Genomic DNA, 26,732 nt, shown 5'->3' with positions numbered 1-26,732 from the left:
GCGGTTAAGAGTCTTTGCGGCCCTGTTTGCGTCGCGTGAGTCCCCCCAGAATGTACAGGACACCTGCGATAAGGACGGCCGCCGAGGTGAAACCGATGATGGTGAGGGCTCCGAAATTGTTGCCGAACAGTAGGAGAATTCCCAAGAGCGCGTGTGCGATTCCGGAGTACAGGTAGTCCGACGCTGACGCCGTTCCGCGCATGTCTTTGTACATCCACAGTTCAAGTGCTGCGTGCAGGAGTGCCCACCCCATAACGGCTGCGCGGAGTTGACCGGGGTAGCTTGCGAACATGAGGAAAACCAGAGCCGGGATCGCAATGACGGCTTGACCCCACAGGTGAGTGCGTAGCGGTTTCGTGGCGGAACCCTGGCCCACCAAAAGGAGCGCATTCAGCCCGATGTATCCCATGAGCAGATAGTCGACAAAGTCGACACGGAGCGCCAGCTGAGCAACGGAACCTAACTGTTCACGAGGCACGAACGCGGCGACGATTGCGAAAATAACGCCCAAAACACCTCGGGCGATCATCCACGGGGCGGTGGCAAGCTGAACTTCTTTTTCTGACGTTTGGGTCACCCCACTAGTGTAGGGCCCACTGAAGTTCACCGGAGCGACCCCTCAGGTTTGCGGTCCGGTCGTGTGGCGTCACTAAACTTTCGTCGAATCCACCATGTGACGAGTGATAACTGTGCGCGCAAATTCTTCGACAGACTTCAGCCGAAACCTGCCATTGGGCCGGTCGGCGCTGTGGTTGTGCGTGGGTTACGGTTTAGGCGCGGTCATCGGATGGGCCGTCCACGTTCTGTTCAACGTGGGGCATCCGCAGTACTCATCAGCTCTCACGCTCATGTGGCCACTGCTCATTGGTCTGATGGGCGGGGTTCTCCTGGTGATTGGAACCATGCCGGCTTCGCGAATTGCGATCAGTGTGAGCACCGCGAACGCGCTCGAGCAGGAGGGCACGCCGGGACTTGCGCGTATTCGCTACCTGAACTCCACAACGAACGGGTCATTTAAGACTTTGACTGTCTCCCTGGACGTCGCAAGTAGCTCAAGCCGGGTCTATAGGTCGGAGCTGGTGTGGAAACTGTCAGCGGTTGACGCATTGAAGTTACGGCCGGGAGCCACGATCCCGGTGCGCATTGACCCGCAAGCGCCATCCCGCGTGGTGTTTGATACACGCGCTACCTCGAACGATTTGGGCCCCGACCCCAACGAAGTGTTTAGCGTGCGCAACCGCTTCCGTCGCAGGCTGTCGATGATCCGGCCGGCTTCGTGTATCGCCACGCTGGTGGGATTCGTTATCGGACTGGGAATTGGGCTATTTACGTAATTACGGAATTATGTATTATTAGGGTGTGAGTACTTCTTCCGATGAGCTACGCGCACTGCGCGAAGACATTACGCAGCAACTCTCCCGGCTCGATGCACGCTTACGCGATGTTGAAGATCGGTTGAGAGGTGAGCCCCGTGAGACGCACACGCGTTCACATGACGCTGAAGTCACACAGCCGCAACTACCCACGGAATCTGGCGATCACGAGTTTTGGGCGCTCAACGAACTGTCCAAACGCTATGACCAACCGGTGGTCATGTTCGCAGGAACGGCAAAAACCGATGGTGGCCCAGTCATGTGGCAGTACGAACGCTTTGCTGAAAACCTCATGGACACCGACGCCTTCGCGGTATCGCCTGCTCTCGAGGCCATCGCCCACCCCATCCGCCTCACCCTGTTGTTGGCGATCATCAACGGGACTACCACCTCGGCGCAGTTGGGAGAACTTGAACAAGTGGGCACTTCAGGGCAGGTTTACCACCACTTGAGCCAGCTCAACGCAGCGGGATGGATCCGGTCTGTGAAGCGCGGCCAGTGGGAGGTCCCAGCATCCAAAGTCATTCCCCTTCTCACCATCATTTTGGCCGCCCAGTAATAACAGGACTCACCTCAACCACCCCAAGGAGCACTCATGAAACGAACACTCATAGCTGGAGTCGTAGCGTGTGTCGTTGTCGCCGTTGCTGCGATCTGCGTGCCGTGGTCGTTTGGTTTTCCGCACCGCGGATCCGGCGATCAGCACGTGCTTGACACCACCGGCCCATACTTGTCACACGGTTATCGACGTGAAGCAGCAGTAGCGATCATTCCCCCGTCTGGCGAACCGTCGTTCGCAGGTTGGGGAGCCGATGAGAACACGGTGTTTGAGATCGGTTCGATCACGAAAACGTTCACAGCACACCTGCTTGCTGACGCGATTGAGCGTCAAGAAATCAGCGCGGATACCCGAGTTGAAGACGTTTTCGACGAACTGAAGGGGACTTCCGCAGGGAAGGTGACCATGGAGCAGTTGGCGACGCACACCTCGGGACTCCCCCGCATTACCAACGTCAGCATGAGTAGCAACTTCACGCGAAAAGACCCGTACACCGCTGACTTGGGCGAATTCCTCGACACGGTTTCCGATCTTGAAGTCACACCGGGTGAGATTGCGTACTCGAACACGGGATATGCGCTGCTGGGGCAGGCGGTTGCCAAGAAAGCCGGCAAGGACTACCCCACCCTGGTGCGCGAACGGTTGCTGGAACCGTTAGGCATGGACCAGACAACGGTTCCCAGTACGCCGGAAGACTTGCCAGCTGACCACCCCACGGGGTACACCGCTAAGGGTCTTCCGGCAGGAGCGTGGACCATGCACGCGTACGCTCCTGCCGGGTCAATCCGGTCAACAACCAAAGACATCAGCACATGGCTCATTGCTGTCAGGGACGGGAAAGCGCCGGGGTCGTCAGTTGAACCTACAAAGGTCCGAGCTGAAGAAGATACAAAGAAACTGGGCCTGGCATGGAACACAAAAGAAGAGGATGGTGCAACGGTGATTTGGAAAAACGGAGGAACCGGCGGATACACGTCATTTGCCGGATTCAACGCAAACGGCGACGGCGTGGTCGTTCTCAACAACACCGCTACCAACTCTGACGATGTCATTGACTACTTGTTCGATGCGGAGGACACGAAATGATTCAACTTCTCATTCCTCTTATTGGTGTCCTCGTTCTGCTTGTGGGCTTAGGTTCACTCGCTTGGCGTGTTCGCCCCACACGAGGTGAACGTAAGCCCAAAGCCCGCAAACACCTCACCCGCGGTGGGCTCTTGGCGGTAGGTGCCGGGGCAGTTATTTACTTTGTGCTGGTTCGTATCTTCTTTATGTTTGACGGAGTACTGGGTATTGCCTGGATCGTCGCGCTTCTGCTGCTGGGGTTCATAGCGTTCCGCGTGGTGCAACTATGGCCGTCTAAGGAACACAACGCACAGTTGGTGGCTTCGCTTCAGAGCGACGGTGTGAAAGTGGGCAGTCGCCAAGGCGTTGGCACAGTCATCACCGCTGCGGTTCTTCTTGTGCTTGCCGTTCTGTACTGGTTCGCGCCAGTGCTGTTTTAGCGGGGGCTGCTCTTAGCTGGGGCTTCTTGTGCCGGGGCTGTTCTAGCTCTGGAGCGGCTTAGCCTTCCAGCGGCCCCACTTGTAAAGAGTCGCCGTTGTCTGCGACTTTGGCTTTCTTCAGTCCATCATTCGCGGGTCCATACAGTTTGGCCCCGTCTTGGGTTGAGAAGCCAGATGAGTGGCACGGGCACACGATTTCTTCTTCCGTGATGGTCCGCACCAGGCACCCTTGGTGCGGGCACACCGCAGTGTATGCCTTGAAGTCTCCCTTGGTTGGCTGAACCACCACGTAGCTTCCGGCGACAACACCTGAACCTACCGGCACTTTGTCTTTTGCGACGGTTTCCGGTTCAGCGTCCTCGGTGTTCGAGGAATCGTTGACGCACGCCGAAAGCCCACCGGCGACCGCAACGGTTGCGGCGACGCCACCTGTTGCTTTGAAAACTTGACGGCGACTGTGCTGATTCATGCTGTTCCTCTCTGTTCGCTGAGCCTGGTGTTTCACTGTGCCAGTTGTTCGATGACCGGCCACGTGCGAGCCAAGCGCTTCTGGCCATATGCGTGTGCGGGTTCTTGAGGCCGGGTCGTCAGCACGCGGGCCGCCCACGTGCACGCACCCAAACACAGGCGGGTGATTGCAGCAGTTTCGAGCGCGTCAAGCTCCGTGCTGGTCAAGTGCTGGTCGGTGCCCTGGGTGGCATCTTGGTAGGCGTCCGCTACGCGGGAAATAACGTCCCGAGGTGGTTCCCCGCTCCTGCCTCCACGGATAGTGAGTACGTAGGAGGAGGCGATTGCCACCTCGGCCATGCGGGCGGCAACCCGGCAGTCCCCAAAGTCCAACAGACCGGTGATCTTTCCGTCACTGACCAGCACGTTCTGGTCGTTGATGTCTTGGTGGAGGACCTGCTGGGGGAAGTCGTCGAGGAGAGGTTTGACGGTGGTTTCAAATTCGTGGGCGATGTGGCGTGAGAACGCCAGCACCCGGGTGAGCGACGGGCCGATGTCAGCGGGAACGTGCCCGGATGCCTCCCAGGTTTGGAGTCGCTCAGATGCGAACTTGACGTTCACGCCTGTGGATTCAAACGCCCACGGGTGCAGGATCATGTCACGGTCCGGGGACACGTTTGCCAATGCGGTGGCCACGTGTCCGGCGAGGGTGCCAACCTGGCTTGGGTAGTCATCGGTGAGTTCAGCCGTGGACGCTTCAGTACCGGTGAGGAAGCTTTGCAGGCGCACAATCACCGGTTCGTCATCGATGTGGGCGACTGAAACGAACCCGGAAGATTTTCCTGAAGTGGCCTGGAAAGGGTTTATGGCCGGGATTTGCCGTGCAACCGGCACGTTTGATTCATATGCCGCTTGGTGGGCGGTGCTGAGCCAGTCGGCGTATTCGGGGGTCATGGTGCGTGAAGGGTATTCGGCCTTGAACACATAGGCCGAATCTTGGGCGGTCACGCGGGCGTTGATCGCAATTTCACCGGACAAGAACTGGTCCATCTGAACATCGAGGCCAAAGTTGTCGCTGACGAGCACACGAATTTCGTCATCTGTGAGTGTGCGAAGTGACCTGCTCATATAACAAGACTACGTTACTGGGCCGGTTGGGTCTGCAGGTCCGGAGTTTTCTGAACCAGTTGGGTCTGCTGGTCCGGCCTCGTCGTCGCCCTCAACCTGCGAGGGTGGGAGGTGTTGCTGAGTGGAACGACCTCGGGCGTGGCTGCCTGCGCGCCGTAAGCGCGTGAGTTCACGCAGGCGGCGGGCTTTTTCAGTTAACCGTGGATATGTCCAGCCGCGGACAGTTGATGGGAGTTGCCAGCGGAAGTAGATGGCCAGAAGGCGCACGGTGACAACGAGGACAATGGTGCCGAACATGATCCAGTAGGACCAGATTCCATTGGAGTACAGAATCGCGGTGAGGAGTGCACCAATAAACGCTGGGGTGAGGTAGAGGTCGGAGGCTTTGAACAGGGCAGGGTTCTGGTTGGCGACGACGTCACGGAGAAGTCCTCCTCCGGTTCCGGTGACGATTCCTAAGAACACTGCGGAGACTATGTGGAGGTCGTGGGTGAGTGCAATGATCGTGCCGGACACCGCGAAAAGGCCCAGCCCGCAGGCGTCGAAGAAGATGATGGACCGGCGGGTGCGGAGGGCAGGTGTACCGATGAGGTACACGAGGACGGTGGCGATTGCCGGGGGTAGCAAGTAGATGGGTTGCTGGAGGGAGGCGGGGACTTCGTTGAGCATGAGGTCACGGGTGATTCCGCCGCCCAGGCTCACCAGCAGACACAGCATGAAACTTCCCGTGATGTCGTAGTTTTTGCGTGCTGCTGTGACCGCTCCGGAAAGAGCGAAAAAGAACACGCCTACGAGGTCAGCGAGGAGGAGGACAAGCTGTGCGCTGGGAAGATCCATGGGTTCCTTTGGAGGGTTAGAAGTGGGCAATTGACTTGTGGCCCTGTGACTGGCTGTTGGGTGACGGTTAGGTGATCGAATTTGGCACTGCTTTTCGCGTGGAGCATTTAGTGTAGTGCAGTAGATTGGTTGCAGTTAAATGCGTTTGCAGGGTGAGGAGCGGGTGTGCCTATCGTCATTGGAATTGCTGGTGGAACCGGCAGTGGGAAGACCACGCTGACGCAGGCTTTGGCGGAGAAATTTGCTGGGCGCACCACGGTGATTTATCAAGACAACTATTACAAACGCCAGGATCATTTGACGTTTGAGGAGCGCACACGCGTCAATTACGACTCACCTGACGCTTTTGATATTGATCTCATGGCTGAGCACATTGAGGATTTGAAGGCGATGCGCCCGGTGCAAGGGCCGGTGTATGACTTCAGCATTCACAACCGCACAGATGAAACCGTGGATATTCAGCCAGAAAGTGTGATTCTGGTCGAGGGGATCTTGCTGTTACACGAACCGCGTTTGTGTTCCCTTTTAGATATCAAATTGTTTGTGGATGCGGATGCTGATGTGCGCATTCTGCGCCGGATTAAACGTGACGTGTTGGAGCGTGGCCGGTCGATTGAGTCGGTGGAAAAACAGTATTTGGAAACTGTGAAGCCCATGCACGAACTCTATGTTGAAACCTCAAAACGCAACGCCGATCTCATCATTCCTGACGGTGGTCACAACCTGGTTGCTTTAGACATGCTGGTACACCGGTTGTCACGCGAACTGTAGGGTTTTTGTAGGCCGAGCGAGCTAGCGACTTAGGCTGTGAGAGGTGTGGGCGAGCGCGCTGATAGCGTTTTCGAGGTCACGGCTCAAGCGCACTCCGCGGATGACCTGAATAGCCAGTTCGTCCGGTTCGCGGGCCGTCAAGGCGTAGCCAACGTTGTGTGACGCGACTTTCGCAAACGCACGCGCGTGCTCCAGCAGGTAGTCGTTGTCAACGTTTAGTCCCTTATCACCGAGCCTACGTAAGACCACCACCAGTTCCTCCCGCGCCCAAGAGGGCACATCGGGCCAGCCCAGCTGTTCGCTAATGGCGCGCACGCGTTGGTGCTCTGACGAGTCTTGATTCTGTGGCGGATGTGTCAGCCGCAGCGCTAAGCACTGACTCTTTTCCATGATGCGGGTGTTGGGAGCGTGCGTGTCTATGAGGTGGGTGAGCTCTCGGATTTCATCAATCGGGGTGTCGAGGTCGTCGCGTAGCAAGTGAATGAGATTCAGGCGTGCGAGGTGTCGGTCTGTGTAGTCGGCTGTGGTCGCGTTGCGTTTAACCCCCGCAGGCAAAATCCCGGCCCGGATCCAGTATTTGATCGTGGCGATACTGACTCCGCTACGGGTGGAGAGTTCGGCGAGTTTCAATTGTCACGCTCTCAATCAGATAGTAGAAGTTGGCTCGACTATCTACGTTGGCACCAGTTGGATAGTGCAATTATCTTATAACCATGAACAGCATCTTCGCCGGGCTCACTCTGGCCACGGTCACGGTCCACCCCGGTTTCACTCATACCGTCATCACGATTCATGCCATCGCGGCTTCCCTTGTTGTTCTCATCGGTCCCGTCAACGTGCTGCGCAAGAAAAAAGACTCTAAGCACAAAGCGTTGGGGCGCTCATGGGTTGTAGCTATGTACGCCACGTGCGTTTCCGGCATGTTCATCTACACCATCTCAGGTGGCTTCACAATTTTCCATGCACTCGCGATCTTAACCTTCATCACAACAACTCTGGGCGTGATAAGCATTCGTCGTAACCGGGTAACGGCACACGTGGGGAACATGGTGGGAGGCTACTTAGGCGCGCTGATCGCTGGCGTGTTCGCCGCGTTCGTTCCGGGCCGATTTATTCCCGTGCTCGCGGTCCAGAATCCGGTTCTTTTGTGGTCTGTGATCATGGTACTTGTGGTTCTTGCTACAGCTTGGGTGCTCTACGTTCTGACGCTGTTCAAGCCTCGCATAACGCGTCGACGTGGTCTTGCCACATAGCAGGTAGGTCGTCATCTCGGCCTGGCACCGCACGTCTTTGTACACCGCACTCATAGTGCAACCACCTCGTAGCGGAAAAGCGGATCTGACTCTGCGCCCGGCCCCGCTACTACTGCTACAGAGGACTTCAGAACCTTCAAATACGAACTCTCGCTGTCCCACGAACACTTATAGCGTACGGTCAACGTAAGCGACGCACCCCGCTTAGCTTTGACGCTCACCCCTTTGCCACGGTTCGTGACAACACACTTCTGTGTTTCTTCGTACGTAATTGCGCGTAGTTCAACATTTGAGTCAGCAAATGCTGAGAGACTACGTGCAAGTTGTCCGGCAAATTCCTTAGGGACTTTTTCTAATTCATCGATCGAAGCCACTGCAAGTCTTCGATTCTGCAAAGGATCCGGAACTTGTCGGCTTCCAAGACATGAGCCTGAGCCATCGCTTTGGCAACATCTAGCGGCATGCCTAATCGGTCCTTAAGCCACACAAGCTCATCCTCAAGCTCCTCTTTGGACAGTGATTCGAAAACTACTGATCCCATGACTCTCCCCTCTTTTCTACTATGACACAGTACGTCCAGGGTCTGACACAGTTTTCGAAGCCTCTACCTAGGCATATTCGCAAACCGCGAACGCGCTCCCTGGAACGCCACGGTGATTTCGCCCGTAGGTCCGTTACGGTGCTTTGCCACCATAATGATCGCTTCACCCGCGTGCGGGGATTCCTTGTCATACATGTCTTCACGGTGAATCAGCAACACCATATCCGCGTCCTGTTCAATCGAACCGGACTCACGCAGGTCGGACACCATGGGGCGCTTGTCATTACGCTGCTCGGACGAACGATTCAACTGCGACAGGGCAATCACAGGCACTTCGAGTTCTTTTGCCAGAAGCTTGAGCGAACGCGAAAACTCGGAAACTTCCTGCTGGCGTGACTCAACCCGTTTACCGGAAGTCATCAGCTGCAGGTAGTCAATGACGACCATCTTCAGATCGTGTTGCTGTTTAAGACGACGGCACTTAGCACGTATCTCAGTCAGCGCCATATTGGGCGAATCATCGATGAACAGAGGCGCGTCATTGATCTTGCCCATGGTGTTGGCCAGCGTGGTCCAGTCACCACGCTCATCATCGAGCTTCCCTTGGCGCAACTTCTGCAACGGAATACCCGATTCGGCTGACAACAAACGCGTGGTCAACTCAAGGCGCCCCATTTCCAGCGAAAAGATCACTGTGGTCTGCCCGTGGTCAATGGCTGCTGACCGCGCAAAGTCCAGCGCCAAGGTGGATTTACCCACACCGGGACGCGCTGCAATCACGATCATCTGGCCGGGGTGTAAACCGTTGGTCAGTTCGTCGAATTCGAAGAACCCGGTGGGCACACCTGCCGTATCGCCGTCGTGCGACCCGGAGCGTTCGATCTCTTCGACCGTTGGTTGCAACACTTCTGACAGCCGCACATAGTCTTCGCTGGAACGGCGTTCGGTCACCTGGTAAATCTCGGACTGTGCGCGGTTGATGAGGTCGTCCGTGTCACCCTGCGCGTCGTACCCCATCTGCACAATGCGGGTGCCCGCTGTCACTAGGCGGCGGAGAAGGGCAAGTTCCCGCACAATTTCGGCGTAAAAGATGGCGTTCGCCGAGGTGGGAACCGACTGGATCAGTGTGTGAAGGTACGCTGCCCCTCCGATCCGAGCGAGGTCACCGGACTTCGACAAAGCGTTCGACACGGTCACCGCGTCAGCGGGTTCACCAGACGCATACAAGTCCAAAATCACGTCGTAGATTGTTTCGTGAGCCGGCTTGTAAAAGTCTTCACCGCGCAGGTTTTCAACAACGTCAGCAATGGCGTCCTTGGACAACATCATGGAACCCAAAACACTGGTTTCCGCATCCAAATCCTGAGGCGGGGTGCGTACACCCGATTCAGCTCGTTGCCAGTTGTCCCCGGACCATTCGTTACCCTGCTGCGAACCCACGCTCTCACCTTTCTGCCGATTGCCTACTCATCGTAGCCGACCTCGGGAAGGTCAGGAACGGGCAATAACTTTCGCAATAAGCGGGTTTGTAACGGCCAAGCCCGCGCGCACAACAAGGGCTCCCACAAGCACCATGCTGATGATTGTGAGGAACGAATACGGCGACAAAACTACCGCCGCCCCAGCAAATGGAAGCACCAAGAACAAGCCCAGGCCAGCGGAGATAGCGCTAATCCACACAACCGGCAACATCACCGATGCCACGGAAATTTTCCGGATGGTCCCGTTGTCCATTCCTGCCGCATTGAGTTCCTGGAAAGTGCTTGCACGGTCATAAATATCGGCCGCCTGGTTAATCACCGCGGACACCGTGATGAACACGAACGCGATTCCCAGGGTGAGAAGAATTCCCGTAAACATGTCTGTCAGCAGCAGGCTGTCTTCGCGAGTGAGGTTATTGTTCCCCACAGTCGTCTTGATTGACTGCATCAGCGAAACCCCAGTTCCGCAGAACGTGGCAATGAACGAGGTTAAAGCTAGACCGGAAACTCGTCGCCAGTACGACTTAGGCATCGCACTCACCAAACGGGAAGCCACCATGACGTGGACGTTTTTACTACCTCGGCGGATACGTGCCACCAGGCGAACCACCAGCACGCCCAGAACGTCGACCACCAGCAGACCAGTAAGCACCATGCCTAAGAACCCGGTCAACACAATGGCCATACCACCACCCATCCGCGACACAGCCATTCCAACGGCCACGCACATCAGGAGCACAACACAGGCAACAATCCGACCCCACGGGAACGACGATGACAGTGCCTTAGTACGCACGCCCAGAGGCGAGACGACCACCTTGCGCAGTCCCATCAGAGCTGCCACCGTGCTGACGGCAACAAGAGCAACAACAGTCGCCAAGATCATCCACCACGGCAGAATCATGTTGCCGTACCCCAAGGGTTCGCCGCGCAACTGCACCAGACTGACCGGAAGGGCGAGCGCAAAGTAGCCCACAACTCCAGCCAACGCGCCCACAGTCGCTGCCACCAGCGGTTCGGTGAGTGCCGCGGCCACGATGGTTGACCTCGGGGCTCCCAGGAGCGCCAGCGTTGAAAGCTGTTCGTCCTGCCTGCGCGTAGCCAAAGTCGCTGCCGACTGGCCCAGGGTGAACGCCGGCACCACCAGCAGTGTCGTAGCGAACGCGGCCAACATGCGGTAGCTACCGACAATTTCGTCCGAGGTGTCCCACGCAAAAATCGCGAAAGTTCCAGCGGCCACTGTGAGCAACAGCGCCGAGGTCGCCGCAAACGCCAGCATCATCAGCACCGTTGGGGTGCGTGTGAACCTGCGGAATGAGAACAGGGTTGGGAGGACTCGGGCTGTGAGTGCGAAAGGTGAATTGCGGGTTGGGACTGGCGGGTTTGAGGCGGGTTCTCTTGTATCCACGTTTGATCGTGCTTCGTTTCTAGGTGCCGGTTGCGTCACTGATGTTGTCTGCGAGTACACGTGATCTCCGTACTGGTAGTCGGGCTCTGCGTATGAGTTCTGCAATTTCATGGCTGCCCCTGGCAAAAGGTGGTCGGAGCCGGTTGGTGCTGTGGTTGAGGGGGCACCTGCGCCGAGGTGGTAGCTGGACCGCTGTGAGAGACAGCTGAGGTGGAAGGTGGGGCGGTGTCTGAAACAATCTGCCCGTCACGGAGGCGCACGGTTCGCGTGCACGTGGCAGCAACGTTTTCGTCGTGCGTCACCATAATCAAGGTGCGGCCGCGGCCGGTGGTTGTGGAAAGGAGAGTGTGTAAGACCTCGGCGCCGGTTTGCGAGTCCAGCGCACCGGTGGGTTCATCCGCGAAAACCAGAGCAGGGTCGGTAACTTGAGCGCGAGCAATCGCAACACGTTGCGCTTGACCGCCAGAGAGCTGGCCGATCAGTTTGGAACTGTGTTCCGCAAGACCCAGTCGGTTGAGCCAATCGCCGGCCATTGCCATGGCTTGAGGGCGTTGAGCACCTTTGAGCATGGCGGCCATGGCGACGTTTTCGACTGCAGTGAGTTCGGGTAACAAGAGGCCCTGCTGGAATACAAACCCGAACACCTCGCGACGCAAACGGGTGCGCCCAGATTCGTTGAGAGCGGTGATGTCGGTCTGTTGCGTGTGGGCAGTAGTACCCAACTGGACGCGGCCGTGGTCAGTCGAGATCATGCCGGCCAGGGCGTGAAGCAACGTGGTCTTACCCGAACCAGACGGCCCCATGATGGCGAGCGATTCGCCTTCGCGGACGTTCAGACTGACACCGCGCAGAGCGTGAGTATTACCGTAGGATTTTCCGAGTTCAGAAGCAGTGATAACCGATGAAGTATTCATGCTTCTATCGTTGTACGGGACCCGGAACACCACTAGGAAGATGACCGTCAGGTTGAGGTAGGGAAAACCTCCGTGGCTGGATCCGGGAATCCTGCGCTGGGGTGTTGCTCTACAGCCCGGGCACTAGCACCGTAACCGCGTGAATGAGCAGACCCACCAACGCGCCCACTACGGTTCCGTTGATGCGGATGTACTGCAAGTCCTTGCCCACATAGAGTTCGATCTTGTCCGCGGCGTCCTTGGCGTCCCAACTTGCGATCGTGTCAGAAATGACTGACGCGAGCTCCGGACCAAACGACTCCGTCAAATCCCCAGCCGTCGTGGCTAACTTCTGGTCCAGCATGGTGGCAAACTCAGTGTCGTTTTGCATGCGGTCTGCGGTTTCAGCAAGAAGCTGGCGAACGCGCGCCTTCACTTCACCATCGCTGTCTTCAACGGCCGCGTACAGCAACCGCTTGAGTGAAGTCCAGATGTCCAAAACGGACTCCACCACGCCATCCTGAGCTAACAGATCATCAAAAACGACCTCGGCGCGCTGGGCGATTGACGTATCCTCACTCAAGTCACGCGACAACTCAAGCAACCACCGATCCAGTGCCTGTCGTGCCTGGTGGTAACGGTCGTCGCGCACGTCAGCAACCCAGCCCAACACCTCGGTCTGAAGGCGGGAGGCGACCGTCCGGTTGACGAACTTGGGCACCCATTCTGGGGCACGATCGCCCACAATCTGTTCAATGACCTGCGGGTTCCGTTCCAGCCACACGTGGGCTTCGTACACCACTAGATCCACGAGCCGGTGGTGCGCGCCGTCCCGCACGATCTCTGTGAGTAGCCGCCCCACCACGGGCGACTTGTGCGTAGCGATGAGTTTAGGGACTAAAACGTTGCGCGTGAGTGACTCGATGGCGGAATCATCGACCCTGGCCAGCACGTAGTTAATGCCCTGACCGGCCCGCTCTACCACAATGTCCTGATTGCGTTTCACGGCCAACCACGTGCCCACACGCTTCGTCACCTGAGCGGAACGGATCTTGGGGGCCACAGTTTCTGCGCGCAAGAAGTTCATGGCCACGAACGTCGACATGGATTGGCCAAGCACGTCCTTCTTGCGCGGGATGATCGCGGTGTGCGGGATGGGAACCCCAAGGGGGTGCCTGAACAGTGCGGTGACAGCGAACCAGTCGGCCAAGCCACCGATCATCGCCGCTTCAGACGCCCTGGACACAAACCCCCACACACCGGTCTGGTCAGTAAACAGGTGGACGGTGATGAAGATCAAGGCTGCCAGGATGAGCAGCCCCGTTGCGACTGCGCGCATGCGGGCTAGCGCCGCGCGTCTGGCCTGTTCGTCTTCGGGTGTCTCCCCCGGCGGAGTGGCCAGCGACGGTGGGGTGTTCTGGTTCATGTGTTCCGCGTCCACTCCCCCAACTTTAGTCCTTGGGGTGCCTTTGGGGTTGCAGCGGGTGGTGCTTCCGTTCGTTTCGATACAGTCCAGGCCCTGATCTGAACTCGACTGTAGCCAAAAGCACCCACATTCACGGATTTTCCCCTAAAAACACCAAAAATCCGGCCGTTTGGATACAGTCCAGGTTCTCGACTGTATCCAAACGAGTTATCCACAGAACGAAAACACCCCCTAGTAACCAGACCTGGGCAGCGCTAGCTTCAGTGCATGGAACACCACACCAGCAGGCAACGCGAACTTGCGCTTCCACTGAAGCTCTCTGACGCTCGCACCCTTGGCCTGAACCAGTCAGACCTCAAACCCGTGACCCTGCACGGGCAAAAATTACACGGTGTCTACACGTCTAAACGGCACACACAAACCGTCACTGTTCCGCAGTGGGCTACTCAAGACCCACTGTGGTGGACACTGTTTACCCAGCTCAGATCCTTAACAACTGGCCGCCCTCATGCAATGGTCACGGGCAATAGTGCTGCATACTTGCGTGGACTCCCGGTTAAGCTCAGGCCACAACTCGACATCGCTGTGCCCCAGCACGCAGGCATCATCAAACGACCAAACGTCAACACCTTCCGCGTTTCCAACACGATGTCAGTAGAAAAAGCAGGCCTGCGGATTCACGACCTCGGCGGGATTCTCAGCATCATTGCCCGGCAGGAACCTGTGGAAAACCTAGTCACAGTTCTTGACGCGATTCTGGGTCCGTGGCGCAGGCCAGCTGAAATGACACGAGCTGAACTTGAGACATTCATCAACTCCCTCCCCCGAGGTCCCTCCTGGTCCACGCTCAAACAAGCTTTCACATTGGCGCGCGAAAGGGTCGCGTCACCACAGGAAACTCGTTTGCGGCTGGCGTTGGTGCGGGCTGGTTTGCCGGAACCACAGGTGGCACCACCTGTGTGGATCGAAAAGTTTCGCAGGTTCGTCCACCCAGATTTGGCCTATGCGTTTGCCAAGCTCGCAATCGAATACGAAGGACGCCATCACTTTGAACTCACGGACCAGGTGCTCAAGGACACTGAACGGTACTACGAACTGAGCTTGTTGGGGTGGACGGTGATTCGGGTGACGTCGCTGCACAGTTTCGACTCAGTGGTGGTCAAGGTGCAGGAGTTTTTGGGGCTGTAATTCGCCGAGGTGTCATCCGGCCGTCATTGAAGTGTCGCCGAGGTGTCATCCGGCTTTAGAAACGCCACGGGCGTCACAGCAAATGCTGTGACGCCCGTGGTGTTTCCCTACAAAAGGGTAGGTTGGCTCGTTAGGCCTTACCGATCACGTCGAACTTTGCGTTCGCGGTGATTTCGTCGTGTACGCGCACGGTTGCGACGTAGGATCCAGAGGTCTTGACGTGGCCGGTCAGGGCTACCTGACGGCGGTCAAATTCGTGACCGGTGGATTCTTTGAGTGCGTCAGCAACGAGGACGGGGGTGACGGCACCAAAGAGGCGTCCACCCTTTCCGGCCTTCATTTCGATGCGTGCAACAGTGGACTCGAGCTTGTTCTTGAGTTCCACAGCGGCTTCGCGGTCAGCGATCTGGCGGACCTGGCGTGCTTTACGCAAGATCTCAATCTGCTTTTCTGCGCCTGCGGTCCATGGTGAAGCCCAGCCGCGAGGGATCAGCAGGTTGCGTGCGTAACCAGCCTTGACGTCGACGACGTCGCCAGCTGCACCCAGTCCATCAACTTCTTGGTTAAGAATGACTTTACGAATAGGCAATGTTCTTCCCTTCTACCTCAGCGGTTTGAGCTCGTGTAGGGCAGAAGTGCCATTTCGCGAGCGTTCTTAACTGCCTTGGCGATCAGGCGCTGTTCCTGGACGGATACACCAGTGACGCGACGCGCACGGATCTTTCCGCGGTCAGAAATGAACTTGCGCAGAGTTGCTGTGTCTTTGTAGTCGATCGAAGCAGCTTCGCCCGGCTTGAGCGGGTTTGCCTTCTTCTTGATCGGCTTCCGGATTTCCGGCTTTGCCATTTTTATCTCCTGTTGAAAAGTTTTTAGAACGGTGGTTCTTCGTTCGTTGGGTTGCCCCATCCGCCTTGGTTACCCTGTGGCCGTGATGACTGCCATGGGTCGTTGTCTTGGTTTCCGGAGCCACTTCCCGAGTTGTTCCAGCCTCCGCCGGATTGCCTTTGGTCGTCATAGCCACCGGACCCGCCGGAGTTGTTCCAGCCAGAGCCACCCTGGTTACCCCAGTTGCCCTGACCTCCCTGGCCCCCTTGACCTCCACCGGGTCCGCCCTGGTTGCCGCCTCCGTAGCCGCCACTGCGTTCGTTACGTGAAACGCTTGCGGTTGCGTATCGAAGACTCGGACCCATTTCGTCGACGTCGAGTTCGAAGACGGTGCGACGGTCTCCTTCTTTTGTGTCGAAGGTGCGCGACTTCAGTCGTCCTTGCACCACCACGCGGGTGCCGCGGGACAGTGACCCAGCGACGTTTTCGGCGAATTCGCGCCACACTGAGCAACGCAAGAAGAGGGTTTCGCCATCTTTGAATTCGCCCGAGGCACGGTCAAAGGTACGCGGAGTTGATGCCACGGTGAAGTTGGCTACTGCCGCACCGTTGGGGGTGAATCGCAGTTCAGGGTCAGCGGTCAGGTTTCCTACCACGGTGATGACGGTGTCGCCTGCCATGGGCACTCCTTTGAGAAGACGTTTTCGTTCAATCTACATGCGTTGTATTCAACGATAGTGAGATTGAGCGGATGTGTGCGAGCTAGTTTTACTTAGCGTCTGGGCGAACGATCTTGGTGCGTACCACGATTTCGTTGATGCCAAGCTGGCGGTCAAGTTCCTTCGTGGTGTCTGGGTTTGCAGTGAAGTCAACGACTACGTAGTAGCCTTCCGATTTCTTCTGGATTTCGTACGCGAAACGGCGACGACCCCAGATGTCTACGTTGTCCACGGTTCCGCCTTCTGCGGGGATGACGTGGAGCAGCTTTTCAACAGTGGTTTCTACGGAACGCTCGTCGAGTTCCGAGTCAAGAATGAGCATGAGCTCATATTTACGCACGTGTAACCCACCTCCTTTGGTCTTTACGGCCATGGTCGGTCCATGGCAGGAGGGTAAATGCGTGTATGTGGACTCTCAATTGCCAAGAGCACACAGACCCGTCAATTCTAGTTGGCTTGGGAGTCTGGGGCAACCGCCGAGGTGGCAGCCACCTCGGTCTCTGTTTTCGACTGTTCGTGGGTTGAGGGCTCGCTGGACACAGAACTCTGGGATACACCCCCACGTTCGCTACACACATACGTCACCATGAGCCCTACAAGCCCCAATCGCACAATCGTCAGGAACGCCAACCACGCGTCGCTCAGTCCCGTGGCTTTTTCCAAATGAAACGCCACGTTGAGGTTCACTGCGATCAGGAGGGCCACCTCGGCCAGATTCCATGCCAAGTGGGCCCACACATACGGGACAACCAGAGCAAAGAACGGCAGGGCCCACAGAGCCAAACTCGTTGGCGACGACGGCAGCGTCAACAGCGCCCACCCCACGCACACGCTGACAAGCAGCGGAAGCGACGGCCGTGTCACACCGGCTTTCTGCAAAAGAACCAATGTCAGTGCCACGGCGCCAATCCACGCCAGGAGCGAAAGCACCACAATCACGTTGTGATCGACTCGTGAACCCACAAGGGAACCAACAGAACCCCAGGTCACTCCGGATGTAAACGCCTGCCGGATCCGTTCGGTGAGTGATGCGTCGAGCATCACCAGAAGACCCATAAGAATAGTCGCGACACCGGCCAGATTCAGCGCATCGCTCTTGCGCCCCGACAACAGTAGCCACGTGATAAGGGCAGCCCCAACCACTACGGCAAACGGTTGCACAAACACTGCCGCGACAACAGCAATCCCGGCCAGCACAGGAGCTCCAGGAACCCCGTTCAGAGCATCCCCGTCGCGCCGTTCCAGCAGCAGGAACCACGCGGCAACAACAAACATGATGCCCACTGGGTCGAATGACTGGCCAAGCGTGAGCGCAATCATGGGCGACGCAAACACGAACACCAACCATTGCCGGCCCGCATCGGCAAAAATCCGAAACAGCAAACAACCCGTGACAATCCACGCACATGCGTTGACCCCCACCGCCAGCATCATCGCAGTAGTGACACTGTCACCTGACCCGAATGCGCGAACAAAATAGTCGGTGAACACGCTGCTCGCGATCAACTGTGTGGTGCCGTCCGTGCTGGGCGTGCCGGGTGCGCCCAGGGCTGTGGCCAGGGGCGACTGACACACTCGAAAAACCGCACTGGGTAGTTCATACCCTTTGCCAAAACAGGGCGCCTGCTTCACAACACCAGCCATCAGGTTGAGGAAGAGCAGAGCCAGAAGCGCCACCGCGTTCGTGATCAAGTACCGACGGTTTGCCGGACCCACGAATTTTCCACGCGGAATGCCTGCAAGCTCAGCAGGTGAGTACATGGATGTCGCCTTCACTCTTGTCTTCCGTCCCGAGGTGTCTCTTACGCACGCGCGGTGGCCCCTACCCACTCATAGTGTCATGTCTACCCTGTGGTGGTTGAGGATTTCGACGACTTAGATTTGCCGTCAGAGTTCGACTTGGGCTGTGGCTTCTTGGGTTCTTTTTGCTTAGGTGGGTTCTTGCCATCTTCGCCACCAGGTTTGTCGTTCCCTGGTTTCTTGCCACCTGAGTCGTTCCCGGAGGAATCACCCTTGTCCTCAGAGCCCTTGTCACCCGAATCATCTGAGTCGCCTAAATCCTTGTCTGAATCGTCTGATTCATTCTGGTCTTCAGGCTTCTTTTCGTCGTCCTTATTGTCCTTGTTGTCCTTCGAGTCGTCCTTATCGCTCCGTTTCTTGCTTGACGAACCTGACGAGTTGCTCTTGGGTGCGGACTTTGAAACTCCCGACTTATTCGTTGGCTTTTCCTTATCAGGCAGGTCAGGTCGCTTAGGGAACTTGCTCTTGGGCTTTCCCTCTAAAGCATCACTCATGTACTTTGTCCACACTTGGACAGGGAATGACCCACCCGTGACTTCGCCACGTCCACCGTAGGACCCGATCCTCTGCGGACGACCTTCTTCGTCTTCACGGAAGAGGGACACAGCGGTTGAAAGTTCCGGGGTGTACCCCACGAACCACGCTGAATACGCATCCGAGGACGTACCAGTCTTACCGGCCGCTGGGCGTCCCAGGTTTTGCGCGTACGATCCCGACCCACTCTGAATCACCTGCGACAGGGCATACGTGGTTTCCGCCATGATGTCCTGTTCGAACTTACGCTCACCTTTGGTGTCGGGCTTGTACAGTGTTTCACCGCTTGGGTCTACGGCTTCGCGCACAAAGTGAGGCGACCGGTACATACCTTCAGCTGCGAAGGTTGAGAAAGCCGAAGCCATCTGCAGCGTCGTTGGACTTGCAGTACCTAGCACGTTTGCGGCGTTGCCTTCGAGCCCGAACGTGTTTTCAGGCAGGCCAGCGCGAACAGCTACATCGCGGGTCTTATCCGGACCAACATTGATGTTGAGCTGTGCGTACGCCGTGTTGATGGAGCTCTGCGTCGCCTTGAGCAACGTCACCGAACCATAGGACGCACCACCGTAGTTCTTTGGTGTCCACGGGTTCCCGTTATTGGGGAAGGTCACAGCTGATCCATTAAACGTGTCGTTCAGACGGTAACCCGCTTCCAACCCCGCAACTAGCGCAAACGGCTTAAACGTAGACCCAGCCTGCGCGGTGTCTTGCGTCGAGTTGTTCTGCATCCGTTCAAAGTATTTAGGGCCACCGTAAAACGCCTTGACCTCACCAGTTGCGGGGTCAATTGAGGTAAGTCCCGCGTGCATACCCTTTTTCATTTTGGGTAACGTGTCGATCGCATCTTGAGCGTCACGCATCATGTCGCGGTTGAATGTGGACGTGATCTTCAGTCCGCCACGGTCAATCTGGTCGTCGCTCATGCCCTGTTTCTTCAGTTCGGATCGAACGGCGTCCATCATGTAGCCAGCCTGTCCCAAACGTTCGTTGTCCGATCGCGGTTTTTTCACCTCGGGCATTTGCGCGTTCTTCGCATCTTCTGAAGTGATGAACCCGTTTTCGGCCATGTTGTTGAGAACGTACCGGAAGCGGCTTTCGTATTTTTCAGGGTGTTCGGACGGGTCAGCCAAGCTGGGTTGCTGGATCATCGCTGCTAGCAGGGCGGACTGTTCTACCGTGAGTTCTTTCGCCGAGGTGTCAAAGTAGTTGTGTGCCGCGACTTCAATTCCGTAGGACTTTCGTCCCAGGAAGATGGTGTTGAGGTAATCGGCCATGATTTGGTCTTTAGACTTCTCTTGGTCGATCTTGATCGCGATGAACATTTCCTTGAGCTTACGCGTGAGCGTTTTCTCGTTGGTCAGATAGTAGTTCTTGACGTACTGCTGTGTGATGGTGGACCCACCACCAGCGTAATTGTCAGTGATGACACCCACGGCGGCACGAGACAAACCCTTGACGCTGATACCGCGGTTTTCATAAAACGACTGGTCTTCTGCGGCGATCGCGGCCTGTTGCATGCTGGGCGAGATGTTTTGAATGTCTACGCTCTTGCGGTCTTCAACTTTGAAGGTACCGATCACGGTTTTTCCGTCGTCGTAGTACACGGTGGAAGTCTGACCTGCCGCTTCGGCGTTGGGCTCGGGGATCGATGTGCTGAGGTAACCAACGGTGAAAAGACCAATGATGAGAACGAAACCGGTCAAAATACCCAAGCCAACCAGACGCAACGATGGGAACCATTTGGCCCATCCCGTGTGCCCGGCCCGCGGGTAGTTCAGCAGGCTCTTGGTCTCATCTTTTCGTGTCCGCGTCCCCACGCGTCTCCCTTCACCACAAAAGTCAGTGCGCTTAGCCCCACTACTCTGCCATTCAAAGTTGAGAGTTTACTTTGTTTAACTTTGTATGAGTCTTGGAACATGTTCGGGACCCGGTACAGCACAAGCGGTCCACTCACATTGTCGCATGTGAGTGGACCGCTTGGCGGTGAAGCACCCCCGCCGAGGTGTGTGTCACCTTGCGCGGGTGTGTGTCACCTTACGTTGAAAAGCGAGTTAGCCCTTGAGTTCAGGAAAGTCCGTGTCAGCGTATTCCTGTCCCGTCACGGTAGGGTCACCAAAGTCGGGGTGCAGTTGCTGTTCGCGGGAACGCAATTCAACACGACGGATCTTTCCAGAAATAGTCTTGGGAAGTTCGGTGAACTCGATGCGCCGGATGCGCTTATACGGCGCCAGTTCTGCACGGCAGAAGCGCAGAATCTCCTTAGCGGTCTCCGGTCCCGGTTCAATTCCGGGTGCCAGCACCACGTACGCCTTAGGCACTGCCAGACGAACTGGGTCGGGGGACGGAACCACAGCCGCTTCGACCACGTATTCGTGTTCAATGAGCACGCTTTCGAGTTCGAACGGTGACAAGCGGTAGTCGGAAGCCTTGAACACGTCGTCGGCGCGGCCCACGTACGTGATGTAGCCGTCAGCATCCCTGGCTGCGACATCACCAGTGTGGTAGACGCCGTCAGCAAAGGCTTCTGCCGTTTTTGCTTCGTTGTTCCAGTAGCCCTGGGTAAGGCCCACCGGACGTGGGTCCAAGGTCAGACAGATTTCACCTTCGTCACCAAGTTCGCCAGTGGCAGGGTCACGCAGAACCACGTTGAACCCGGGCAACTGGCGTCCCATGGACCCGGGCTTCATGACCTGGCCCGGGGAGTTACCGATCTGCAGAGTGGTTTCCGTCTGCCCGAACCCGTCGCGAATAGTGACGTTCCAGTGTCTCTGCACGCGCTGAATAACTTCTGGGTTGAGTGGTTCACCGGCACCCAGCGCCTTTGTGGGCGGCGTCTTGAGTTCACGCAGATCCGCTTGAATAAGCATGCGCCACACGGTAGGCGGTGCACAGAAGGAAGTCACTCCCACCCGTTCCATGACACTCATGAGCTTGGAGGCGTCAAAGCGGGAGTAGTTGTAGAGGAACACGCACGCTTCAGCGATCCACGGGGTGAAAATGTTGCTCCATGCGTGCTTGGCCCATCCTGGGGAGGCGACGTTGAGGTGAACGTCACCGGGTTCCAATCCCATCCAGTACATCGTGGACAGGTGCCCCACCGGGTAAGACACGTGGGTGTGCGCCACCATCTTGGCTTTCGACGTGGTTCCCGAGGTGAAGTACAGCAACATCAGATCGTCAGCTTTGCTCTGTCCCTGGGGGTCGAACTGGGCTGGCTCGTCGACGTAGTTGGCGTAAGCGAAATCACCTTCGCGAGTAGGTTCGGCTCCCACCACAATACGAACGAGCGGGTGTTCGACGTCGTCAAACTTGGCGCAATCTTGTTCGTTCGCAACCACAAACTGGGCCTCACCGCGTTCTGCACGGTCAGACAGGTCAATGGGTCCCAACTGTGTGGTGGTGGGCATGATGACGGCACCCAGCTTGATGCCGGCAAGCATCGTTTCCCACAGTTCCACCTGGTTGGTGAGCATGACCATGATGTGATCGCCACGCTTAACGCCGCAGCTACGCAGGTAGTTGGCAAGTTTGTTGGATCGTTCAGAAAGTTCTTGGTAGCTCCACTTTCCTTCTGCCCCATCTTCTTCCACGATCCACAGAGCAGGGTTGTCGTTGCCTTGCGCGATCTGGTCAAACCAATCCAGGGCAAAGTTGAAGTTCTCAAAGCGTGGCCAGCTGAACTGTTCACACGCGGCGTCGTAGTCTTCTCGAAGGTTGATCAGCAGGTCACGTGCCTCACGAAACTGCTCTGTTTGTGGGTTCATCCGGCTCTCCTATGACGAATGTGCTGTAACGCACAATATACATTACGGATTTTGTTGCTGACCTGAGCCCATCTCCGTACTTTCCCACCAGTTGAGAAGCTGAAGCCGAGCTTCGTCATAGGATAGCGGACCACGCTCCATCCGGATGTCGAGCATGTGCTTATACGCACGCCCTACCACCGGCCCAGGAGAAATCTCCAGAATCTCCATAATTTGCTGCCCATTGAGATCTGGGCGGATCGCACCAATCGCTTCTTTTTGTGCGAGCGCTTCAATCCGACTTTCCAAATCGTCATAGGCAAAAGCCAACCGTTCGGCTTTTCTGCGGTTCCGAGTCGTGACATCAGACCGGGTAAGAATATGCAAACGCGTGAGCAGATCACCTGCGTCAGTGACATAACGGCGCACGGCCGAATCGGTCCACCCGGCGTCCCCGTAGCCATAGAACCGCAAGTGAAGCTCCACCAGACGAGCCACCTTGGTTGTCGTTTCTTTATCGAAGTTCAACTTCTTCATGCGGGAGCGCGTGAGCTTAGCGCCCACCACATCGTGATGGTAGAACGTCACCGCACCCCCGGGCGCGAACTTGCGAGTTGCCGGTTTCCCCACGTCGTGCATCAGTGCAGCGAAACGGACGATAAAGTCAGGTGCGGTAAATTCCGGGTCCACTGTGGCTCTTTTCGCAGTGTCCTGCGCCTGCTCAGCCACAGAATCTCCCGCTTCGCCTTCGGCGTTACTCAGCGCCCGCTTTGCATACTCCGCTTCAAGCTGAACAGCCTGGCGCAGCACCGTGAGACTGTGCTGATACACGTCCTTGTGGCGATGGTGCTCATCGCGCTCCAAACGCAGCCCTGACACCTCGGGAAGAATGTGGTCAGCCAAGCCCGTATCAACAAGGGCGTCGATACCCTCCCACGGCTGAGCACCCACAATAAGTTTGGTCAACTCATCACGCACCCGCTCAGCGGAAACGATCGCAATGCGATCTGCCATATCCGACATCGCGGCACGCACCTCGGGAGCCAGAGAAAAACCCAACTGCGACACAAACCGCGCTGCCCGCATCATGCGCAACGGATCATCAGTAAAACTCGTCGTTGCACTACCCGGGGTAGTAATGGTGCGACTCTCCAACGCACCCAGACCGTTGTACGGATCCACAAATGCGCGGCTGGGAAGACGCACCGCCATGGCACCGATCGTGAAATCCCGGCGCACCAAATCGTCATCCAGATTGTCGCCAAAAGCCACGGTGGGCTTGCGAGACTGCGGGTCGTACGAATCAGCACGATACGTGGTGATCTCTACCTGATAACCCCGCTTCATCATGCCAATAGTGCCGAACTTCCGGCCAATATCCCAATACGTATCAGCCCACGGTGCAATGATCTTCTCAATGTCGTCGGGCCGAGCGTCAGTAGTGAAATCTAAATCTGGAATTTCCCGGCCCAGCAGAGCGTCACGTACCGAACCGCCCACCAGGGCAAGCTCAAAACCTGCCTCGTCAAAACGGTTCCCTAGCTCGCCCACAATCGGGTCCAATGAGTCGAGTACATCCATGAGCCGGACATGCGCTTCCGCAGCAAACACGGGGTTCCTTTCTTCCTGCGTCCCATGAAAGATTACACGTCTAGGGAATCTTCAAACTAGCAACGTAGGGTGGAAGTATGAGTAGACCACTTCCGCGACCGGGCCGTTACCCGGCCCTATCACGCACAGTGGAGGAAACCTCCGCTGGTGGAATCGTGGTCAACCTCAACTCTCCCGCGCTCGAAGTCGCAGTTATTGCTCGAATTAACCGTGCCGGTCGCCTCGAATGGTGCCTACCTAAGGGACACTTGGAGGGTGAAGAAACACCCGCCCAAGCAGCGATGCGCGAAGTCGCAGAAGAAACCGGAATCGTGGGAAAAGTCTTAGCACCCTTAGGCAGTGTGGACTACTGGTTTTCCGCAGCCGGCTTCCGTGTACACAAGGTCGTCCACCATTTTCTGCTCCGCGCAATCGGCGGCGAACTCACGATTGAAAACGACCCTGACCACGAAGCCGTCGCTGCCGCATGGGTTCCGTTCGAAGAACTCCCCCAACGCCTGTCATTCGCAAATGAACGGCGCATCGTCATCGCAGCCCGCCACACCCTCCCGCGCTTCGACCTGTCATGAAAATCCTGACCACACTAGGCTCACTGCTACTGGCCTTAATACTCATCGTCACGCCCTCCACCGGGGCCCTAGCGCAACCCAACAGCCCCACCCCACAGCCCACTGACAGTACAGAAGCTGCTGACACCTCGGCGACCATCCACATCGCCGAAGCCACCCCATGGCTAGACGAAAACGGCACGTTTAAACTCGCCGGAAAAATCGAAACCACAGCCAACATCAAGAACCCGCGCCTCAGTCTGCGCATGACACGCAACTCACTCTCCAGCGTGGACTCCGCCCGCACCTGGCAAGAAGGCACACCAACAGGCACCCACCAACTCGCCACCGCAGAAGAACTCCCCAAAGAACTGCGCGCCGGCACCACAACCTCGTTCTCGTTCGAACTCACACCCACCCAAATGGGACTGCGCAAAGGAAACCCGCTTTCAACATGGGGCGTGCGCGGAATCGCCGTCGCGTTGAGCGGCGACACCCAAAACGACACCGTCGCCAAACCCCAAACCACATTCACAACGTGGTACCCACACCCCAAAATCGACCCCACCCGCATCAACATGGTCGTCCCCATCACCTTGACCGGGTACAGCGAAGACGGCCTCATCAGCCAAGACGAACTAGCTACAGCAACCGACGACGGACCGCTCAAAACCGCACTCGACATCGCGCGCTCCTACCCGGACGCCACTCTGGCAATCGACCCACGGGTGGTCGAATCCGTCGACCGAGCACTCAACCCACCACAGGTGGAGCAACCGGAACAAACCGCACCACCACAAGACCCCGAAGAACTTCCCCGCAGCATCACCGACTGGTGGGACGCACTCAAAAAAGAAGCCGAAGCCTCTACCGTAGTGGCCCTCCCCTGGGCCGACGCCGACCTCGTTGGCCTGCAACAACACGACTTAAGCAACTACAAAAAAGAAGCCCTGCGCTCGCGTTCAATCGTCAAAAGCCACTTCCCCAACGCCCTCGACTCGTGGGCCTGGGTCGGAACGGGAAGCGCCAGCATGGACAGTCTGGCCCAATTCGCCAACGACGGCGTCACCAACGTCATGCTCAGCGACACCCAACTCCCCACCTCCGACAGCGGCACGGTCAATGCCGTCCAACACTTGTGGAAACGAGACAGCGCAACTACCCCACTCACCACCATCCCACGCGAACGCAAGCCGGACATGACAACCGTTGCCACCTCGGCGAACTTGGCAGAAACCTTTGTCACCCCCGGATCCAGCCGCGCCACACGCGTCGCCGAACTTGCCGCTAAAAGCGCCCTCATCACCAACGAACGCCCCTTTGACCAGCGTTCCCTCGTCCTGGCGCTCCCCCGAGGTGGCACCCAGAAAACATGGACCGAGCAAGTTCGCACTCTGGCGTCACTGCCGTGGGTGAAACCACAGACCTTCGACGACACCCTGAAAGCTGAACCCGGAACCCGCCTTCCCCTACAAGACGGCGACGTTCCCTCTGACATCAGTACGGCGCTCAACGACCTAAAAGAACCCGGCGCGAACCTCAACGAGTTTTCCTCAGTTTTCGTTCACCGCGCAGACGTGCGACAAGAGTTCAACCGTTCAGCGCTAACATGCACGTCGATTGCGTGGCGCACCCAACCCAGTGCGAAGACGTGTACCAAAAACTTCGCAAAGTCAGCTGGTTCGACAATGTCGGGACTCAACATTGAACGCGGGTCGAACGTCCTTTTGGTGACGGGTGAAAAGACCACCATCCCCGTCACAATTCACAACACCACGCACCACGCAGCCCGGTTGCGCGTACGCATCAATTCCGCATCACCACAACTGAAAGTGGGGAACTCACCCCTAGTTGAAATTCCACCTGGGCAGCGAGCGCGCGTCGAAGTTCCGGTCACCGGGCTAGCGAATGCGAACCTCGACACCACGATCCATATTGTCGCCACCGACGGTTACACCGTGCGCGACTCCTCGCCCCTACAGGTTCAGGTGCGAGTTGACTGGGAAAACATCGGTATAGCGGCAATTGGTATTTCGCTGTCGATCGTTTTTGTGGTTGCATTGTTTTTCTCTGTGCGTCGCGGACGCCCCAAGATTCCAAAGAGCCAGCTCGAAGCTGCTCTGGCCCGCGCCGAACAGTAGA

Annotated in this window: 28 protein-coding genes; 9 read left to right on the top strand and 19 right to left on the bottom strand. The window is 57.1% G+C overall.

The genetic code is table 11. The features are described from left to right. Nucleotides 1-4: 4 nt before the first annotated feature. Nucleotides 5-577 carry a hypothetical protein gene (locus tag HMPREF0183_RS02885; RefSeq protein ID WP_050775325.1) on the bottom strand — a complete coding sequence of 191 codons (573 nt, stop codon included), beginning with the start codon at nucleotides 575-577 and terminating at the stop codon, nucleotides 5-7. Nucleotides 578-689: 112 nt separating this feature from the next. Between HMPREF0183_RS02885 and HMPREF0183_RS02880 the strand changes: the two genes are divergently transcribed. The 4 genes from HMPREF0183_RS02880 to HMPREF0183_RS02865 are packed head-to-tail and all read left to right on the top strand — an operon-like array spanning nucleotide 690 to nucleotide 3,437. Continuing rightward, entirely contained in the window at nucleotides 690-1,334 is a 645-nt protein-coding gene (locus HMPREF0183_RS02880; protein ID WP_040347796.1) for a hypothetical protein, read from the top strand. A 25-nt stretch (nucleotides 1,335-1,359) separates the two neighbouring features. Next, nucleotides 1,360-1,932 (top strand): ArsR/SmtB family transcription factor, encoded by a 573-nt coding sequence (locus tag HMPREF0183_RS02875; RefSeq protein WP_005882654.1) that lies wholly within the window; start codon nucleotides 1,360-1,362, stop codon nucleotides 1,930-1,932. A gap of 36 nt (nucleotides 1,933-1,968) precedes the next feature. After that, a complete protein-coding gene (locus HMPREF0183_RS02870) occupies nucleotides 1,969-3,018 on the top strand; it encodes a serine hydrolase domain-containing protein (RefSeq protein WP_005882652.1) in 1,050 nt (349 codons plus the stop codon). Then, the gene (locus HMPREF0183_RS02865; RefSeq protein ID WP_005882650.1) at nucleotides 3,015-3,437 is read left to right on the top strand and encodes a hypothetical protein; all 423 of its coding nucleotides are present in this window, start codon (nucleotides 3,015-3,017) and stop codon (nucleotides 3,435-3,437) included. Before HMPREF0183_RS02870 ends, HMPREF0183_RS02865 begins: the two co-directional genes overlap by 4 nt. Nucleotides 3,438-3,495: 58 nt before the next feature. Here HMPREF0183_RS02865 and HMPREF0183_RS02860 read toward each other — a convergent pair whose 3' ends face one another. From HMPREF0183_RS02860 to HMPREF0183_RS02850, 3 genes are read right to left on the bottom strand one after another with little or no spacing between them, the layout of a single operon-like run. Next, nucleotides 3,496-3,906, bottom strand: coding sequence for a Rieske (2Fe-2S) protein (locus HMPREF0183_RS02860; RefSeq protein WP_040347792.1), 411 nt, complete (start codon nucleotides 3,904-3,906; stop codon nucleotides 3,496-3,498). A 32-nt stretch (nucleotides 3,907-3,938) separates the two neighbouring features. Beyond that, a complete protein-coding gene (locus HMPREF0183_RS02855; RefSeq protein ID WP_005882645.1) occupies nucleotides 3,939-5,012 on the bottom strand; it encodes a phosphotransferase in 1,074 nt (357 codons plus the stop codon). 9 nt (nucleotides 5,013-5,021) lie between these two features. Beyond that, a complete protein-coding gene (locus HMPREF0183_RS02850) occupies nucleotides 5,022-5,849 on the bottom strand; it encodes a trimeric intracellular cation channel family protein (RefSeq protein WP_005882643.1) in 828 nt (275 codons plus the stop codon). 165 nt (nucleotides 5,850-6,014) lie between these two features. On the opposite strand from HMPREF0183_RS02850, the gene udk reads away from it, so the two are divergent. After that, nucleotides 6,015-6,620, top strand: a complete 606-nt coding sequence (gene udk / locus HMPREF0183_RS02845; RefSeq protein ID WP_005882641.1) for a uridine kinase — start codon at nucleotides 6,015-6,017, stop codon at nucleotides 6,618-6,620. Between the two features lie 21 nt (nucleotides 6,621-6,641). On the opposite strand, the gene HMPREF0183_RS12025 is transcribed toward udk, so the two are convergent. Continuing rightward, complete coding sequence (locus HMPREF0183_RS12025; protein WP_005882639.1) at nucleotides 6,642-7,250, bottom strand: MerR family transcriptional regulator; 609 nt, start codon at nucleotides 7,248-7,250, stop codon at nucleotides 6,642-6,644. Nucleotides 7,251-7,333: 83 nt separating this feature from the next. On the opposite strand from HMPREF0183_RS12025, the gene HMPREF0183_RS02835 reads away from it, so the two are divergent. After that, complete coding sequence (locus HMPREF0183_RS02835; protein ID WP_005882638.1) at nucleotides 7,334-7,873, top strand: DUF2306 domain-containing protein; 540 nt, start codon at nucleotides 7,334-7,336, stop codon at nucleotides 7,871-7,873. Between the two features lie 50 nt (nucleotides 7,874-7,923). Here the strand turns inward: HMPREF0183_RS02835 and HMPREF0183_RS12735 are convergent, their stop codons facing one another. The 6 genes from HMPREF0183_RS12735 to HMPREF0183_RS02810 form a co-directional block, all read right to left on the bottom strand. Next, nucleotides 7,924-8,247 (bottom strand): hypothetical protein, encoded by a 324-nt coding sequence (locus tag HMPREF0183_RS12735; RefSeq protein ID WP_005882636.1) that lies wholly within the window; start codon nucleotides 8,245-8,247, stop codon nucleotides 7,924-7,926. Further along, entirely contained in the window at nucleotides 8,226-8,414 is a 189-nt protein-coding gene (locus tag HMPREF0183_RS02830) for a hypothetical protein (protein ID WP_005882635.1), read from the bottom strand. Before HMPREF0183_RS02830 ends, HMPREF0183_RS12735 begins: the two co-directional genes overlap by 22 nt. 63 nt (nucleotides 8,415-8,477) lie before the next feature. Further along, nucleotides 8,478-9,854 carry a replicative DNA helicase gene (gene dnaB, locus HMPREF0183_RS02825; RefSeq protein ID WP_005882633.1) on the bottom strand — a complete coding sequence of 459 codons (1,377 nt, stop codon included), beginning with the start codon at nucleotides 9,852-9,854 and terminating at the stop codon, nucleotides 8,478-8,480. Nucleotides 9,855-9,905: 51 nt separating this feature from the next. Continuing rightward, nucleotides 9,906-11,414 carry an FtsX-like permease family protein gene (locus HMPREF0183_RS02820; protein WP_083801425.1) on the bottom strand — a complete coding sequence of 503 codons (1,509 nt, stop codon included), beginning with the start codon at nucleotides 11,412-11,414 and terminating at the stop codon, nucleotides 9,906-9,908. Then, a complete protein-coding gene (locus HMPREF0183_RS02815; RefSeq protein ID WP_005882629.1) occupies nucleotides 11,411-12,217 on the bottom strand; it encodes an ABC transporter ATP-binding protein in 807 nt (268 codons plus the stop codon). The genes HMPREF0183_RS02820 and HMPREF0183_RS02815 overlap by 4 nt, the downstream gene beginning before the upstream one ends. A 109-nt stretch (nucleotides 12,218-12,326) precedes the next feature. Further along, complete coding sequence (locus tag HMPREF0183_RS02810) at nucleotides 12,327-13,637, bottom strand: DUF445 domain-containing protein (RefSeq protein WP_005882627.1); 1,311 nt, start codon at nucleotides 13,635-13,637, stop codon at nucleotides 12,327-12,329. 252 nt (nucleotides 13,638-13,889) lie between these two features. Here HMPREF0183_RS02810 and HMPREF0183_RS12020 point away from each other — a divergent pair, with 252 nt between their 5' ends. After that, the gene (locus HMPREF0183_RS12020) at nucleotides 13,890-14,810 is read left to right on the top strand and encodes an endonuclease domain-containing protein (RefSeq protein ID WP_005882625.1); all 921 of its coding nucleotides are present in this window, start codon (nucleotides 13,890-13,892) and stop codon (nucleotides 14,808-14,810) included. Nucleotides 14,811-14,940: 130 nt separating this feature from the next. Here the strand turns inward: HMPREF0183_RS12020 and rplI are convergent, their stop codons facing one another. From rplI to HMPREF0183_RS02765, 8 genes are all read right to left on the bottom strand, one after another. Then, a complete protein-coding gene (rplI, locus tag HMPREF0183_RS02800; RefSeq protein ID WP_005882622.1) occupies nucleotides 14,941-15,399 on the bottom strand; it encodes a 50S ribosomal protein L9 in 459 nt (152 codons plus the stop codon). Nucleotides 15,400-15,416: 17 nt separating this feature from the next. Beyond that, complete coding sequence (gene rpsR / locus HMPREF0183_RS02795) at nucleotides 15,417-15,656, bottom strand: 30S ribosomal protein S18 (RefSeq protein WP_040347790.1); 240 nt, start codon at nucleotides 15,654-15,656, stop codon at nucleotides 15,417-15,419. 23 nt (nucleotides 15,657-15,679) lie between these two features. After that, nucleotides 15,680-16,315, bottom strand: a complete 636-nt coding sequence (locus tag HMPREF0183_RS02790) for a single-stranded DNA-binding protein (protein WP_005882618.1) — start codon at nucleotides 16,313-16,315, stop codon at nucleotides 15,680-15,682. A gap of 88 nt (nucleotides 16,316-16,403) precedes the next feature. Beyond that, complete coding sequence (gene rpsF / locus HMPREF0183_RS02785) at nucleotides 16,404-16,694, bottom strand: 30S ribosomal protein S6 (RefSeq protein WP_040347787.1); 291 nt, start codon at nucleotides 16,692-16,694, stop codon at nucleotides 16,404-16,406. 107 nt (nucleotides 16,695-16,801) lie between these two features. Then, complete coding sequence (locus HMPREF0183_RS02780) at nucleotides 16,802-18,115, bottom strand: diguanylate cyclase family protein (protein WP_005882614.1); 1,314 nt, start codon at nucleotides 18,113-18,115, stop codon at nucleotides 16,802-16,804. Nucleotides 18,116-18,198: 83 nt separating this feature from the next. Next, nucleotides 18,199-20,505 (bottom strand): transglycosylase domain-containing protein, encoded by a 2,307-nt coding sequence (locus HMPREF0183_RS02775; RefSeq protein ID WP_005882612.1) that lies wholly within the window; start codon nucleotides 20,503-20,505, stop codon nucleotides 18,199-18,201. A gap of 234 nt (nucleotides 20,506-20,739) precedes the next feature. Continuing rightward, entirely contained in the window at nucleotides 20,740-22,452 is a 1,713-nt protein-coding gene (locus tag HMPREF0183_RS02770; RefSeq protein ID WP_005882610.1) for an AMP-binding protein, read from the bottom strand. Between the two features lie 42 nt (nucleotides 22,453-22,494). Then, complete coding sequence (locus tag HMPREF0183_RS02765; protein ID WP_083801429.1) at nucleotides 22,495-24,012, bottom strand: tRNA nucleotidyltransferase/poly(A) polymerase-related protein; 1,518 nt, start codon at nucleotides 24,010-24,012, stop codon at nucleotides 22,495-22,497. A gap of 107 nt (nucleotides 24,013-24,119) precedes the next feature. Between HMPREF0183_RS02765 and HMPREF0183_RS02760 the strand changes: the two genes are divergently transcribed. Together HMPREF0183_RS02760 and HMPREF0183_RS02755 are read left to right on the top strand one after the other, a co-directional pair. Then, nucleotides 24,120-24,611, top strand: coding sequence for an NUDIX hydrolase (locus HMPREF0183_RS02760; protein WP_040347783.1), 492 nt, complete (start codon nucleotides 24,120-24,122; stop codon nucleotides 24,609-24,611). Next, on the top strand, nucleotides 24,608-26,731 hold the full coding sequence (locus tag HMPREF0183_RS02755; RefSeq protein WP_005882605.1) for a DUF6049 family protein: 2,124 nt from the start codon (nucleotides 24,608-24,610) through the stop codon (nucleotides 26,729-26,731). The genes HMPREF0183_RS02760 and HMPREF0183_RS02755 overlap by 4 nt, the downstream gene beginning before the upstream one ends. Nucleotide 26,732: the final 1 nt, after the last annotated feature.

The sequence above is a fragment of the Brevibacterium mcbrellneri ATCC 49030 genome, from assembly GCF_000178455.1.
Taxonomy (GTDB): domain Bacteria; phylum Actinomycetota; class Actinomycetes; order Actinomycetales; family Brevibacteriaceae; genus Brevibacterium; species Brevibacterium mcbrellneri.
The sequence above is the reverse complement of the archived record's forward strand: the minus strand, read 5'-3'. Positions and strand labels throughout refer to the sequence as shown.

Excerpts from the sequence above, each read along its gene's own strand:
- HMPREF0183_RS02835 (WP_005882638.1), top strand. The coding sequence starts at position 7,334 with ATGAACAGCATCTTCGCCGGGCTCACTCTGGCCACGGTCACGGTCCAC.
- HMPREF0183_RS02870 (WP_005882652.1), top strand. The coding sequence starts at position 1,969 with ATGAAACGAACACTCATAGCTGGAGTCGTAGCGTGTGTCGTTGTCGCC.
- HMPREF0183_RS02865 (WP_005882650.1), top strand. The coding sequence starts at position 3,015 with ATGATTCAACTTCTCATTCCTCTTATTGGTGTCCTCGTTCTGCTTGTG.
- HMPREF0183_RS02770 (WP_005882610.1), bottom strand. The coding sequence starts at position 22,452 with ATGAACCCACAAACAGAGCAGTTTCGTGAGGCACGTGACCTGCTGATC.
- HMPREF0183_RS02760 (WP_040347783.1), top strand. The coding sequence starts at position 24,120 with ATGAGTAGACCACTTCCGCGACCGGGCCGTTACCCGGCCCTATCACGC.
- HMPREF0183_RS02765 (WP_083801429.1), bottom strand. The coding sequence starts at position 24,012 with ATGGATGTACTCGACTCATTGGACCCGATTGTGGGCGAGCTAGGGAAC.
- rpsR (WP_040347790.1), bottom strand. The coding sequence starts at position 15,656 with ATGGCAAAGCCGGAAATCCGGAAGCCGATCAAGAAGAAGGCAAACCCG.
- HMPREF0183_RS02860 (WP_040347792.1), bottom strand. The coding sequence starts at position 3,906 with ATGAATCAGCACAGTCGCCGTCAAGTTTTCAAAGCAACAGGTGGCGTC.
- HMPREF0183_RS02830 (WP_005882635.1), bottom strand. The coding sequence starts at position 8,414 with ATGGGATCAGTAGTTTTCGAATCACTGTCCAAAGAGGAGCTTGAGGAT.
- HMPREF0183_RS02815 (WP_005882629.1), bottom strand. The coding sequence starts at position 12,217 with ATGAATACTTCATCGGTTATCACTGCTTCTGAACTCGGAAAATCCTAC.
- HMPREF0183_RS02850 (WP_005882643.1), bottom strand. The coding sequence starts at position 5,849 with ATGGATCTTCCCAGCGCACAGCTTGTCCTCCTCCTCGCTGACCTCGTA.
- HMPREF0183_RS02780 (WP_005882614.1), bottom strand. The coding sequence starts at position 18,115 with ATGTACTCACCTGCTGAGCTTGCAGGCATTCCGCGTGGAAAATTCGTG.
- HMPREF0183_RS12020 (WP_005882625.1), top strand. The coding sequence starts at position 13,890 with ATGGAACACCACACCAGCAGGCAACGCGAACTTGCGCTTCCACTGAAG.
- HMPREF0183_RS02755 (WP_005882605.1), top strand. The coding sequence starts at position 24,608 with ATGAAAATCCTGACCACACTAGGCTCACTGCTACTGGCCTTAATACTC.
- HMPREF0183_RS02820 (WP_083801425.1), bottom strand. The coding sequence starts at position 11,414 with ATGAAATTGCAGAACTCATACGCAGAGCCCGACTACCAGTACGGAGAT.
- HMPREF0183_RS02855 (WP_005882645.1), bottom strand. The coding sequence starts at position 5,012 with ATGAGCAGGTCACTTCGCACACTCACAGATGACGAAATTCGTGTGCTC.
- HMPREF0183_RS02790 (WP_005882618.1), bottom strand. The coding sequence starts at position 16,315 with ATGGCAGGCGACACCGTCATCACCGTGGTAGGAAACCTGACCGCTGAC.